At 68.9% G+C, this 12,460-nt stretch carries 12 protein-coding genes; 10 read left to right on the forward strand and 2 right to left on the reverse strand.

Going from position 1 to position 12,460, the window contains the following annotated elements; translation table 11 throughout:
• The first annotated feature begins 14 nt into the window (after window positions 1-14).
• Genes FQ137_RS13130 through FQ137_RS15410 form a run of 3 tightly spaced genes read left to right on the forward strand, consistent with a single transcriptional unit; the run spans window position 15 to window position 2,242 of the window.
• Window positions 15-1,835 carry an FAD-binding dehydrogenase gene (locus FQ137_RS13130; protein ID WP_149293054.1) on the forward strand — a complete coding sequence of 607 codons (1,821 nt, stop codon included), beginning with the start codon at window positions 15-17 and terminating at the stop codon, window positions 1,833-1,835.
• A gap of 38 nt (window positions 1,836-1,873) precedes the next feature.
• Complete coding sequence (locus FQ137_RS13135) at window positions 1,874-2,065, forward strand: hypothetical protein (RefSeq protein WP_149293055.1); 192 nt, start codon at window positions 1,874-1,876, stop codon at window positions 2,063-2,065.
• 21 nt (window positions 2,066-2,086) lie between these two features.
• On the forward strand, window positions 2,087-2,242 hold the full coding sequence (locus tag FQ137_RS15410) for a hypothetical protein (RefSeq protein WP_188065028.1): 156 nt from the start codon (window positions 2,087-2,089) through the stop codon (window positions 2,240-2,242).
• Here FQ137_RS15410 and FQ137_RS13140 read toward each other — a convergent pair.
• The gene (locus FQ137_RS13140; RefSeq protein WP_149293056.1) at window positions 2,216-3,436 is read right to left on the reverse strand and encodes a calcium/sodium antiporter; all 1,221 of its coding nucleotides are present in this window, start codon (window positions 3,434-3,436) and stop codon (window positions 2,216-2,218) included. The genes FQ137_RS15410 and FQ137_RS13140 overlap by 27 nt on opposite strands.
• 119 nt (window positions 3,437-3,555) lie before the next feature.
• Window positions 3,556-5,697 (reverse strand): ATP-dependent DNA helicase RecQ, encoded by a 2,142-nt coding sequence (locus FQ137_RS13145; protein WP_149293057.1) that lies wholly within the window; start codon window positions 5,695-5,697, stop codon window positions 3,556-3,558.
• Between the two features lie 70 nt (window positions 5,698-5,767).
• On the opposite strand from FQ137_RS13145, the gene FQ137_RS13150 reads away from it, so the two are divergent.
• The 7 genes from FQ137_RS13150 to rsfS all read left to right on the forward strand — a co-directional run bounded on the left by FQ137_RS13150 (window position 5,768) and on the right by rsfS (window position 12,456).
• Window positions 5,768-6,790, forward strand: a complete 1,023-nt coding sequence (locus tag FQ137_RS13150; protein WP_188065030.1) for a serine hydrolase — start codon at window positions 5,768-5,770, stop codon at window positions 6,788-6,790.
• Between the two features lie 80 nt (window positions 6,791-6,870).
• Window positions 6,871-7,479: a class I SAM-dependent methyltransferase gene (locus FQ137_RS13155; RefSeq protein WP_149293059.1), complete on the forward strand. Its 609-nt coding sequence runs from the start codon at window positions 6,871-6,873 to the stop codon at window positions 7,477-7,479.
• A gap of 44 nt (window positions 7,480-7,523) precedes the next feature.
• On the forward strand, window positions 7,524-8,828 hold the full coding sequence (locus tag FQ137_RS13160; protein ID WP_149293060.1) for a glutamate-5-semialdehyde dehydrogenase: 1,305 nt from the start codon (window positions 7,524-7,526) through the stop codon (window positions 8,826-8,828).
• A 66-nt stretch (window positions 8,829-8,894) separates the two neighbouring features.
• The gene (locus FQ137_RS13165; protein WP_149293061.1) at window positions 8,895-9,776 is read left to right on the forward strand and encodes a MoxR family ATPase; all 882 of its coding nucleotides are present in this window, start codon (window positions 8,895-8,897) and stop codon (window positions 9,774-9,776) included.
• A 27-nt stretch (window positions 9,777-9,803) separates the two neighbouring features.
• Window positions 9,804-11,234: a VWA domain-containing protein gene (locus FQ137_RS13170; RefSeq protein ID WP_149293062.1), complete on the forward strand. Its 1,431-nt coding sequence runs from the start codon at window positions 9,804-9,806 to the stop codon at window positions 11,232-11,234.
• A gap of 65 nt (window positions 11,235-11,299) precedes the next feature.
• Window positions 11,300-12,016, forward strand: a complete 717-nt coding sequence (gene nadD / locus FQ137_RS13175; protein WP_149293063.1) for a nicotinate-nucleotide adenylyltransferase — start codon at window positions 11,300-11,302, stop codon at window positions 12,014-12,016.
• Complete coding sequence (gene rsfS, locus FQ137_RS13180; protein ID WP_149293064.1) at window positions 12,013-12,456, forward strand: ribosome silencing factor; 444 nt, start codon at window positions 12,013-12,015, stop codon at window positions 12,454-12,456. Before nadD ends, rsfS begins: the two co-directional genes overlap by 4 nt.
• Window positions 12,457-12,460 lie beyond the last annotated feature (4 nt).

Consider the following 12,460-nt stretch of genomic DNA (forward strand, 5'->3'; position numbering starts at 1 on the left):
TGCACACTGGACCCATGACTAGTCCTGCGTCCCGTTCGCATCGCACCACCGGGGAGGCCCGGCCCGTCCATCCTGTCTACCCGGCGTGGCAACCGCCGTCCACATCGCGGGCGTCGAACACTGGTCCGCTGCCGGCGCCCGAGCCCGGCTTCGTCCCTGACGTGATCATCGTGGGCCACGGGCTCTCCGGTCTGGTCGCCACCTACGAGGCGTCCCGGGCGGGCAAGAAGGTGCTCGTGGTGGACCAGGAGAACGAGAAGAACCTCGGTGGTCAGGCCTACTGGTCCCTTGGCGGGCTCTTCCTGGTCGACACCCCCGAGCAGCGGCGGATCGGCATCAAGGACTCACTCGAGTTGGCGTGGCGGGACTGGCTCGGCTCCGCCGGGTTCGACCGCCCCGAGGACCACTGGCCGCGGCAGTGGGCGCGTGCCTACGTCGAGTTCGCCGCGGGGGAGAAGCGGCGATACCTCCACGACCTGGGCCTGCGGATCATCCCCACCGTCGGCTGGGCCGAGCGCGGCGGCGGCGACGTGGCGGGCCACGGCAACTCTGTCCCGCGTTTCCACGTGACCTGGGGGACGGGGCCCGAGGTGGTGCGGGTGTTCGAGGAGCCCGTCCTGGACGCCGCCCGCGCCGGGCTGGTGCGTTTCGCCGTGCGTCACCGTGTGGACGAGATCATCGTGGAGAACGACCGCGCCGTGGGCGTGCGTGGTGTGACCCTCGCGCCGTGCGATTACGACCGGGGTGTGGCTTCACCCAGGGAAGAGACCGGCCAGTTCGAATTCCGCGCGAAGGCTGTACTCCTAGCCTCGGGTGGGATCGGCGGCAACCCCGACCTGGTGCGCAAGTATTGGCCCGCCGACCGGCTCGGGGCCGCGCCAGAGCACCTGATCGTGGGCGTTCCGGAGCACGTGGACGGCCGGATGCTGGAGATTTCCGAGATGGCGGGAGCCCACCTCATCAACCGAGATCGGATGTGGCATTACACGGAGGGCGTGGCCAACTTCGCGCCGGTGTGGCCGTCGCACGCGATCCGCATCATTCCGGGCCCGTCCACGCTGTGGCTGGACGCCAACGGCGACCGGATGCCGGTGCCCCTGTTCCCCGGGTTCCACACGACCGCCTCCATCGAGGCCATCCGCACAACCGGATACGACTACTCCTGGTTCATTCTCGATTCGGCTATCGCGGGCAAGGAGTTCATCCTCTCCGGTTCCGAGCAGAACCCTGAGCTGACGGACAAGAGCCTGAAGAAGTTCGCGTCCAAGGCCGGCGGTGGCCTTCCGCCGTCGATCGCGGACTTCGCCGAGAAGGGTGTCGACTGGGTGGTCGCCGACACCATCGAGGAGCTGGTCGGCGGGTTGAACAGCACCTTGCGCGAGGGTGAGCCCGAACTGGACGTGGAGAAGGTCCGCGAGTTCGTCCTGGCCATGGACGGGCAGATGGACAATCCGTTCGCCAAGGACGCCCAGGTGCAGGCCATCCATAATTCCCGCCGGGTGCTCACCGACAAGCTCACGCGCCTGGCCAAGCCGCACCGGTTGCTCAAGCATTCGGGGCCGGGCAAGGGTTCGGCTGCGGGCTCCGGGGGGCCGCTCATCGGCGTCAAGGTCCACCTGATGACCCGCAAAACGCTCGGGGGGATCGAGACCACGCTGGATTCGCAGTGCCTGACCCCCGATGGCGAGCTCTTTCCCGGTTTGTACGCGGCTGGGGAGGCCGCCGGGTTCGGTGGTGGTGGCGTCCACGGCTACAACGCTCTTGAGGGCACGTTCCTCGGCGGCTGCATCTTCTCGGGGATGAAGGCGGGCCGGGCGATGGCGCGGGAGGTCTGATCGAAACGGGCGGCCGCGCGGGGCGCACGCTCACCGCTGTGGGGATCGGAAGCGCTGGCGCGGCGGTGGTCGGCGTCGCGTTCGGCATTGCGCGCTCTGTCTACGGCCTCACCCTGCTCGATATCCGGCAGAAACTCGGTCTCGCGGAGCTGGTGCTGGGACTGATCGCCAACGCCACCTTCGCCAGCCATCTGGCCGGCCCGCTGCTCGCGGGACTGATGACGCCGTGAGATCAGCCTAGCTCGCTTGCGATGATCACCACCGTCACCGGCGTCGGGCTGATCGCGCTGGACGGCGTGGCGTTTTTCGCCGTGCAGGGATCGTGGCGACTGGTGTGGGCGGGTTCGGCGGCGGTCGGCGAACGGGCCCCGCGACGCAGGTTAACCGAGGTCGGAGACCGTCTCTGAAGGGCCTTGCCCGTCCGCGCGACCCTCCGCCGCCGCGGTGGGCCGTTCGCGCACCTGCCTCCGGCTCCGCAGCACACCCAGTTCATACGTGGCCAGCACGATCAACCACAACACTGTGACGGGGATGACGAACCAGAGCATCGCTGCGCTGAACGGATCCAATGCGTCGTGGTCGGCCGCCTCGAGCACTACGTAGACGACGTACGCGGCGTAGAACCCGGTGAAGAGCAGGCCCTCCCACCGCTTGATCGCCAAACCGGTGAAGACGATCGGGAGCAGGACCAGCGAGACGGCGAGCATGATCGGCAGGTCGAAGCGGATGGCCCCAGGGGCGACCTGGATCGGCGTGAAGAGCGATGTAATCCCGAGAACCGCACCGATGTTGAACACGTTGCTGCCGACGATGTTGCCGATGGCCAGGTCACGTTCGCCTCGGATGGCCGCCACCATGCTCGTGGCGAGCTCCGGGAGCGACGTCCCGATAGCCACCACCGTGAGACCGATGACCAGATCAATCATCCCCCATGCCGACGCGAGATCACTCGCCGCCGTGACGAGTAGTCGGGCCCCGACCACCAGCAGAACCACCCCGACGACCACGAGCGCGCTGCTGACGAGAACCGGGTATGACGTGCCGACGCCGGACGAGTGATTTTCGCCCTCGCCTTCACGACCCGCGGCGACATCGACCGGGTCATCACCGTTCGAGTCCTCCGCTGCCGCGCCAGCCCGGTCTGCACCCCGCCTGCGCGAGATGACGATCGTCGCCACCACGTACGTCAACAGGCCGGCGAACAAAAGCAGACCGTCGAGGAAGCTGATCGTGCCATCGAGTGCCACGACCAGCATGATTAGCGAGAACAGCACCATGATGGGAATGTCGACACGCACGATCCGGGACGTCGCCGCCAGCGGGGCGACGATCGCGGTGAGGCCCAGGATGAGCAGGATGTTCGCGATGTTGCTGCCCACCACGTTGCCGACGGCCAATCCCGGGTAACCGCTCAGCCCGGCATCGACACTCACCGCAAACTCCGGCGCCGAGGTGGCGAAGGCGACGACGGTGAGCCCCACCACCAGCGGGGAGATACCGAGAACCGCGGCTAGCCCGCCGGCGCCCCGCACTAACACCTCGCCGCCGCCGATGAGCAGGACGAATCCCACCGCCAGGGCGACCACCGTCAGGGCGCTCATGACGGATTCGACGGGTCAGGGGCGAACCCCGGCCCGGCCGACCGGGAGAGACTCGCAGGAATTCGCATGGGTCGATGATTCCGTGTCGGAGTCCGTTCTGTCGATGCGCGTGCGGAGACCTAACCGGCTGAGGCCACGACCAGGGGCAGGACTGCGGAAGCACCGGCGGAACGCAGGTGGCGGGCCGCCTCGGTGACCGTCCAGCCCGTCCCAAGCAGGTCCGTGACCAAGAGGACCGGTCCGTCGGACGGGGCCGACGGACCGGTGAACGTGCCCCACAACTGGGCCACGCGGTACGCGGAGTTCTGGGCCGTCACCGGAGGCAGAGCCGGGTCTCGGGTGATCTCGCCGAGATGCTCCATGCGACCCATCTGTGCCAGGGCGTGGGCGAGGCTGGTGACCAGTCGCGGGTGATCGCCGGTGACCAGGGCGGTGACGCCGGTGGGCCGGTCGCTCCAGCCCCACTCACGTAGGACGGGTACGCAGGCGCGGATAAGCCATTCCGGGGCGTCCTGGTCGGGCTCGGCGAGCAGGGCGCGCAGCTTCTGGCCCAGACCGAGGTCGGTCAGGCGGGCCAGAGCCCGGCCCTCGGCGGGGCCGTCGGCGATCTTGCCCTTGAGTGGGATGTCCAACTTGGCCAGGCCGGTGGGCCACTGTCGGCGGGGTGGCAGGACCACGCCGGGCCGTTCGAGGGCCTCGCGGGCCCGGGTCAGGGCTCCTGAGTCGACGTCTGTTGTGCGGCGCTGTCCCGTGCAGTTGTCGCACCGACCGCAGCCACCGGAGGTCGGGTCGAGGGTCGGGTCGTCGAGTTGCTCGCGGAGGAACTCCATCCGGCAGGACCCGGTGCGCTGGTACTCCAGCATCGCCTGCTGCTCAGATTGCCGTGCCTCCGCCAGACCTGAGTAGCGCTCGGCGTCGTAGTGCCACGGTCGACCGGTGGACACCCAGCCGCCCCGGACGCGTTGGACAGCACCGTCCACGTCGAGAACTTTGAGCACCATCTCGAGACGGTTGCGGCCGAGGTCGACGGCCGGTTCGAGCGCCTGCGTGGACTGCGGTCGATCGGGTTCGAGGGCGTCGAGGACCCGTCGAACCACATCTTCGGGCGGGAACGCCAGCGAGGCGAAGTGGTTCCAGATGGCGCGGTCCTCGGGCCCGGGGAGGAGTACCACCTCGGCGCGGTCGGCGGCACGCCCGGCACGGCCGATCTGCTGGTAGTAGGAGATCGGGGACGGAGGGGCACCCAGATGAACGACGAAGCCCAGGTCCGGCTTGTCGAAGCCCATACCCAACGCTGAGGTGGCGACCAGCGCTTTGACCTCGTTGCCGAGCAACGCCCGTTCGAGCTCTTCGCGTTCACCGGCGTCGGTGCGTCCGGTGTAGGAGCTGACCCGATGCCCGGCTGATGTGAGCAGTTCTGCCATGTCCTCGGCCGCAGCGACGGTGAGGCTGTAGATGATGCCGCTGCCCGGGAGGGAGTCGAGGTTCTCCACGAGCCAGGCGGCGCGCTTCTCTGAGTCATCGATGTCTACCACCGACAGTCGAAGCGACTCGCGATCTAGGCCGCCACGCAGAACGAGGGTGTCTTCTGTGGCGGACTCACCGACCCCGAGTTGCTGCGCGACATCGCGGACCACTCGGTCATTGGCCGTGGCCGTGGTGGCCAGGACAGGCACGCCCTGGGGGAGGTCGGCGAGAAGAGTGCGGATACGCCGGTAATCGGGGCGGAAATCGTGGCCCCAATCGGAGACGCAGTGGGCCTCATCCACCACCACCAGGCCGGCGTCCGCCGCGAGCGCCGGCAGGACTGTGTCCCGGAAGTCGGGGTTGTTGAGTCGCTCGGGACTCACGAGCAGTACGTCGACCTCACCGGCCCGCACGGCCGAGCGGACCTCATCCCACTCGGTCATGTTGGCCGAGTTGATGGTGGCCGCCCGCACCCCCGCCCGGGCTGCGGCCTCGACCTGGTTTCGCATGAGCGCGAGCAGCGGCGAGACGATCACGGTGGGACCGGACCCCAGCTCGCGGAGCAGCCGGGCGGCGATGAAGTACACCGCCGACTTGCCCCAGCCGGTGCGCTGGACCACGAGGGCGCGTCGCCGGTCCGCCACCAGTGCCTCGATGGCGACCCACTGGTCCTCGCGCAGGACGGCGCCTGGTCCGGCGAGAGCGCTCAGCAGCTCGTCGGCACGGGCCCGGAGCGCAGAACGGTCCCCGGCGATCGAGCTGTCGGAGCTGGGGCGGTCCGCTGGCGAGGTCATGGGCCCATCGTGCCCCACTGCTCCGACAGGGCATCTGCGGCTCAGGGCCCGGGGGGGTTTACTCGTCCTCATGACCGGTGGGGAGCAGGACATCGTAGGACAGGTCGAGCGGGCGGTGGACCGACTGGCGCACAGGCGGGTCGGCGTCGTGATGGCTGCCGGACCACCGGGCCGCGTCCACACCGCCTCCCGCGGGGACACCGGCCGGGATGAGACTCCGGACGCCCGCACGCTCTTCGAGATCGGCTCCATCACCAAGGTGTTCACCGCACTGTTGCTGGCCGACGGTGTCGTCCGGGGGCAGTGGCGGCTCGACACCCCTGTCCGGGACCTGCTTCCCGCCGGCACGGATCTGCCGGGACGGGGCGGCGACCCGATCACACTGCAGCAACTCGCGACCCACACTTCCGGGCTACCGCGATCACCCGGCCGGTTGGGGCTCCGGGAGAACCTCGCCTACCTGCGCACGGGGGCGGATCCCTATGCGGACCTCACCGAGCGGGTCGTCCTGTCGGGCCTCCGGGACGTCCGCCCGCGTCGACGCCCGGGGCAGGGTACGCCGAAGTACTCGAACCTCGGCTTCGGCCTCCTCGGCATCGCGATGACCAGCGCGACGGGCGCCGACTTCGGGGAGCTCGCCAGGGACCGGATCTGCGGACCGCTGGGCATGCCCGACACCGTGACCGAGGACCTGATGACCGACGATCAGCGGCGCCGGACGGCCCTGGGGCACCGCAGCCGGCGCCGCGGCGCCGAGCCGTGGCCGCTGCGTGGCATCCCGGGCGCGGGAGCACTGCGCTCCACGGCATCCGACATGGCGCGATTCCTCGCTGCGCATCTTGATCCCTCGACCACCGCCCTCGAGGACGCGGTCCGACTCACCCAGGCGACGCCGCCGTCAGGTCCCGGGCGGATGGGGCTCGGCTGGCATCGCGCTGGCGAGGGCACCCTGTGGCACAACGGCGGGACCGGCGGGTTCCGGGCGATCGCCGTCGTCGACCAGCTCGGCGGGAGCCTCGCGGTGACCCTCGTCAATCAGACCAGGGGAGCTGATCTGCCCACCTTCCGACTGATCCGCGGCATCAGCTCCTGACCACCGTGATCCGCCGGCTCGGCCGTTGCGGCTCTCGTCGTCGTCGACGTCCTTCACCCCCGGAGGCCATACTGGGCCGCATGGCGCAGACATGGAAGCAGATCGTGGAGGCCGACCCCGAGCACTCCCGGCGGTACGCCCGACGTTGGGACGACATGGTGGCCGAGGGCGTGGACATCGACGGCGAGGCGCGGCTGGCCGACGCCATGGCGCCGCGGCGCGCGCGGATACTCGACGTGGGCTGCGGGCAGGGTCGGATGGGCGCCTACCTGCACGAGCGAGGCCACCGAGTCACCGGGGTAGACCTCGACCCCTACCTCATCGAGCGGGCGCGCGAGTCGTGCCCCGGGGCCACGTGGGAAGTCGCGGACCTGGCCGACGAGGACTGGGCCCGCGGGCCGTACGACCTCGCGGTGTCGGCGGGCAACGTCCTCGCCTTCGTGGACCCCTCCGACCGCCACGCCGTGCTGACCAACCTCGCCGCCCGGCTGGCGACCGCCGACGAAGGCACAGACGGACGCGCCGGGCGGCTGGTGGTGGGTTTCGGACTCGACCGGGGCTGGACGCGCGAGGAATTCGACCGCGACGCCGAACGGGCCGGATTGCGGGTGCAGCAGCGGTGGTCGACGTGGGATCTCCTGCCATTCGGAGACGACAGTGGCTTCATGATCGCGGTTCTGGTTGTCTGACTCGTTCCAGTAGTGCCACTGGCCTCATCGGTAAGCTGGAAGCTATGACCATGAGCCACCTCGACGCCCCCGACCTCATCGGCCAGACGGACGCCGACAGGCCCGTTGCGGACCCGACCCGCGACGCTGTCCACGACGCCGCCCGTCGCGCCCAGGCAGCCTCGCGCGAGCTCGCTCTGCTCACGGCGGACCGTAAGAACGCTCTGCTGCTGGCCGCCGCCGACGCACTGGAGGCCGCGGAGGCGACGATCCTCGAGGCCAACGCGCGAGACATCGCCGAGCAGGCCGAGGCTGGGATGAGTGAGGCCATGCTCGACCGGTTGCGGCTGAACGCCGATCGCATCGAAGGCATCGCCGGCGGTCTACGACAGGTGGCCGGTCTGGCCGATCCCATCGGGACTGTCACCCGCGGGACGACCCGGCCCAACGGCTTGCAGTTGCGACAGGTGCGAGTACCGCTGGGCGTGATCGGGATGATCTACGAGGGGCGACCCAACGTCACAGTGGACGCATTCGGTCTGGCGTTCAAGTCTGGCAACGCCGCCCTTCTGCGGGGCTCGCGCTCGGCCCGCAACTCCAACGAGGCCCTAGTCGAGGTCGTGCGCGGCGTCCTCGCCGAGCACGGCTTGCCCGTGGACGCGGCCCAGCTCCTGCCGTCCGAGGACCGCTCATCGGTCACGCACCTCATCCAGGCGCGCGGCCTGGTCGATGTCGTCATCCCCCGCGGCGGGGCTGGTCTCATTCAGACCGTCGTGGAGAACGCCAAGGTCCCGGCCATCGAGACGGGCACCGGAAACTGTCATCTCTACATCCATGGAGACGCGGACCTGGATGAAGCGATCAGTCTGCTGCTCAATGGCAAGACCCGGCGGTGCAGCGTCTGCAACGCCACCGAGACCGTTTTGCTCGACGCCGCTCTCGGCGACGCGGCCGTGGACCGCGTCGTAGGGGCGCTGAAGTCCGCCGGTGTCACCGTCCACGGTGACCGCGAGGGCCTGGTGCCGGCCGACGACGTCGACTGGGGCGAGGAATACCTGAGCCTGGACATCGCGCTCAAGGTGGTCGACGGGGTGGACGAGGCGATCGATCACATCGCCCGCTGGTCGTCGGGCCACACCGAGGCCATCTCCACCCGAAGCATCGACGTGGCGGACCAGTTCTGTGCTCGCGTCGACGCGGCAGCGGTGATGGTCAACGCCTCCACCGCCTGGACCGATGGCGAGATGTTCGGCTTCGGCGCCGAGATCGGTATCTCCACCCAGAAGCTCCACGCCCGCGGCCCGATGGGGCTCGAGGAGCTGACCAGCACCAAGTGGATCGCCCATGGCAAGGGGCACGTGCGGCCGTAGACGCCGCGCGCCCGGGCCGATCACCGACCCGCCACCGACGAACCCGAACCGAAAAGGACCCACCCGATGGACCGAGCTCGCACCGCCCAGCGCCCTGCTTTTGAGAGTATCGACCACGTCATCGATGCGCTCGGCGGACAGGGGTACCTGGCCGACCGTTCGACGGCGACCGTGGTCTACCTCGCCGACCGGCTGGGAAAGCCGTTGCTCATCGAGGGCCCGGCAGGCGTTGGCAAGACGGAACTCGCCAAGGCCGTCGCCTCCGCCACTGAGGCGGAACTCATCCGCCTCCAGTGCTACGAGGGCGTGGACGAGGCCCGTGCGCTCTACGAGTGGAATCACGCCAAGCAGATCCTGCGGATCCAGGCCGGCCAAGGCGAGGGCTGGGACTCCACGCGCGACGACGTGTTCTCCGAGGAGTTCCTGCTGTCCCGGCCGTTGCTCACCGCGATCCGGCGCAGCGAGCCCACTGTGCTGTTGGTCGACGAGGTTGACAAGGCCGACATCGAGATCGAGGGCCTCCTGTTGGAGGTGCTCAGCGATTTCGCGGTGACCATCCCCGAACTCGGAACTATCGAGGCGACCCGCCGTCCCTTCGTGGTCCTCACCTCTAATGCGGCCCGCGAACTGTCCGAGGCGCTCAAGCGGCGCTGCTTGTACCTGCACCTCGACTTCCCGACGCCCGAGTTGGAGCGCAAGATTCTCGCCTCCCGGGTGCCTGAACTCGACGACCGACTGGCCGAGCAGCTCGTTCGGGTGGTGGGGGTACTGCGCGCGATGGCGCTCAAGAAGGTGCCGAGCGTGTCGGAGACCATCGACTGGGGTCGCACCCTGGTGGCACTCGGACTGGACACGATCGACGACGAGGTCGTCCTGCAGACGCTCGGCGTGGTGCTCAAGCACCAGTCAGACCAACTGCGTGCGGCCGCCGAGTTGCGGCTCAACTAGACCATGAGCGATCGGGAGGTGGGCGGAATGACCAAGGGGACCCCGGGCGGGATGTCCGGCCACCTGGTCGACTTCGTCGACGCGTTACGCCGCAAAGGCATCCCCGTCGGCCCGAGCGAGACCGTGGACGCCGCCGCGGCGATGGTGCATGTCGACCTTCTCGACCGCGCCGCGCTGCGCGAGGCGCTGGCCTCGACGATCCTGCACAAGGCCACCCACCGCGGGGTGTTCGATCAGCTCTTCGACCTGTGGTTCCCGTCCGCCGTCGGGGCCCACGCGCCGGGCGACGCGGTGACGCTCGAAGTCGAGATCCCGACCGACGACGACGGCAAGGTGGATCCAGAGGCCCTGAACGAGCTCATCGCCTCGCTCCTGCTCGAGGACACCGAGGAGTCGCGTGCCAAGGCCCGGGCGTTGGCGGAACTGCTGGTCGAGCAGCTCGGCTCGTACGACTCGGTCAACGGCCCGCGCTACTCCGCCTACCAGGCACTGAGCCCGCTCGACACCAATACGATCATGCAGCGGATCCTGGACGGGTTGCTGGGCGCCGACCCCTTTGACCCGGACGGTGCCAAGCGGCACGCCGAGAAGACCGCCGCCGCGAACTCGGCCGCCGACATGGTCCGCGGTTTCCTGCGAGAGGTCGCAGACGAGACCCGCCGCCGCACCGCCGAAACCGTGGGCCGTGACCGCGTCGCCCAGTACGCGGTGGGGCCCGCGGCCGAGCAGGTCGACTTCCTGCGCGCGAACGACCAGGACTTGCAGGCACTGCGCCGAAAAGTGGGGCCGCTGGCCAGGCAACTCGGGAGCCGCCTGGCGGCGCGCCGGCGACGCCACCGTCACGGCGCGATCGATATGCGCAAAACCATGCGCCGGTCCATGTCCACCGGCGGTGTCCCGGTGGAGCTGGTGTTGCGTAAGCCACGGCCGGCCAGGCCGGAGCTGGTAGTCCTGTGCGACGTGTCCGGCTCGGTGGCCGGGTTCAGCCACTTCACCCTCCAACTGGTGCACTCGCTGCGCGAGCAGTTCTCCCGCGTTCGGGTATTCGCCTTCGTCGACACTACCGACGAGGTGACCTCGTTCTTCGAGACCGGATCGGACCTCGGTTCCGCGATGGGCCGGATGGTCCGTGAGGCCGAGATCGTCACCTATGATGGCCACTCCGACTACGGACACGCGCTGAGGGGATTCGCGGACAAGTTTGCGCACACCCTGACCCGGACGGGGTCGCTGCTCATCCTGGGGGACGGGCGAAACAATTACCGGGACCCGTCGGTCGAAGCGCTCGAGTTCGTCAGCGAGCGGGTCGGGCACACCCACTGGCTCAACCCGGAGCCCAAGCGGCAGTGGGGGACGGGCGACTCGGCGGCCAAGCTGTACTCCCAGTACGTTCCCATGCACGAGTGCCGCAACATCGAACAGCTCACGAACGTCGTCGCGAGCTTGCTCCCCGTGTGAGCGATAGGGACGGCGGGGCGCGGCAGACGACTGCCCGTCACCCCCGACCGATAGACTCACCGACCATGACCACGACGGGTAGCCCCGACGGCGCACGACGCCGTATCGGAGTGATGGGCGGGACCTTCGACCCCATCCACCACGGCCACCTCGTCGCGGCGAGCGAGGTGGCCCACCGGTTCGGTCTCGACGACGTCGTGTTCGTCCCCACCGGGCAGCCGTGGCAGAAGCGCGGCCGGGAGGTCTCCCCGGCCGAGGACCGGTATCTCATGACGGTCATCGCCACGGCCTCCAACCCACGATTCTCGGTCAGCCGTGTTGATATCGACCGCGGCGGTCCGACGTACACCCTGGACACGCTCAAGGACCTGCTGAGTCAGCACCCGGACACCGATCTGTACTTCATCACCGGAGCCGACGCGCTGGAGAAGATCGTCACTTGGCGCGGGTGGGAGGAAATGTTCGAAGTTGCCACCTTCGTGGGGGTCTCCAGGCCCGGGTTCGAACTGTCGGACACCCATCTGTCCGAGATCCGGGCCGGGCGGGTCCACCTGCTGGAGATCCCCGCTCTGGCCATCTCGTCGACCGAGTGCCGTCGTCGCGCCGCCGAGGACGTCCCGGTCTGGTACCTCGTGCCGGACGGGGTCGTTCAGTACATCGCCAAACGCAACCTCTATCGGCCCGAGGGCTCCACTCGCCTAGACGGCACCCCCGCAGCGACGGCCCCGGTACCCCGGGTCACCGTCCCCACCGATTCCCACCCCGAGGAGAACCCCCAGTGACCGCAAGCCCCGAGGCACTTGAGATTGCCGCGATCGCGGCCCGCGCCGCCGACGAGAAGCTGGCGACCGACGTCGTCGTCATCGACGTCTCCGGACAACTCGTCATCACCGACTGTTTCGTTCTGGCCTCCGCCGATAACGAACGACAGGTGAATTCGGTCGTCGACGAGATCGAGGACAAGCTCCGCGAGGCCGGGCATAAGCCGCTGCGTCGCGAGGGCACCCGTGAGGGGCGGTGGGCGCTGCTCGACTACAACGAGGTGGTCGTGCATGTCCAGCACGTCGACGAGCGCGACTACTACTCGCTCGACCGCTTGTGGAAGGACTGCCCCGTCGTCGAGGTCGAGGGCGTCAAGACAGCGCTCCGGCCCGTTGACGGTGCCGGCCGTACCGACGACTCGCTCGCGCCGGAGGAGCCGCAGCGGGATCAGGAGCTCTGAACTC

Origin of the sequence: Dietzia sp. ANT_WB102, from assembly GCF_008369165.1 — a bacterium.
GTDB lineage: Bacteria > Actinomycetota > Actinomycetes > Mycobacteriales > Mycobacteriaceae > Dietzia.

What these genes read in the sequence shown, in the direction of transcription:
- FQ137_RS13130 (WP_149293054.1), top strand. Translation starts at nt 15, where the DNA reads ATGACTAGTCCTGCGTCCCGTTCGCATCGCACCACCGGGGAGGCCCGG.
- FQ137_RS15410 (WP_188065028.1), top strand. Translation starts at nt 2,087, where the DNA reads ATGATCACCACCGTCACCGGCGTCGGGCTGATCGCGCTGGACGGCGTG.
- FQ137_RS13140 (WP_149293056.1), bottom strand. Translation starts at nt 3,436, where the DNA reads ATGAGCGCCCTGACGGTGGTCGCCCTGGCGGTGGGATTCGTCCTGCTC.
- FQ137_RS13145 (WP_149293057.1), bottom strand. Translation starts at nt 5,697, where the DNA reads ATGACCTCGCCAGCGGACCGCCCCAGCTCCGACAGCTCGATCGCCGGG.
- FQ137_RS13150 (WP_188065030.1), top strand. Translation starts at nt 5,768, where the DNA reads ATGACCGGTGGGGAGCAGGACATCGTAGGACAGGTCGAGCGGGCGGTG.
- FQ137_RS13155 (WP_149293059.1), top strand. Translation starts at nt 6,871, where the DNA reads ATGGCGCAGACATGGAAGCAGATCGTGGAGGCCGACCCCGAGCACTCC.
- FQ137_RS13160 (WP_149293060.1), top strand. Translation starts at nt 7,524, where the DNA reads ATGACCATGAGCCACCTCGACGCCCCCGACCTCATCGGCCAGACGGAC.
- FQ137_RS13165 (WP_149293061.1), top strand. Translation starts at nt 8,895, where the DNA reads ATGGACCGAGCTCGCACCGCCCAGCGCCCTGCTTTTGAGAGTATCGAC.
- FQ137_RS13170 (WP_149293062.1), top strand. Translation starts at nt 9,804, where the DNA reads ATGACCAAGGGGACCCCGGGCGGGATGTCCGGCCACCTGGTCGACTTC.
- nadD (WP_149293063.1), top strand. Translation starts at nt 11,300, where the DNA reads ATGACCACGACGGGTAGCCCCGACGGCGCACGACGCCGTATCGGAGTG.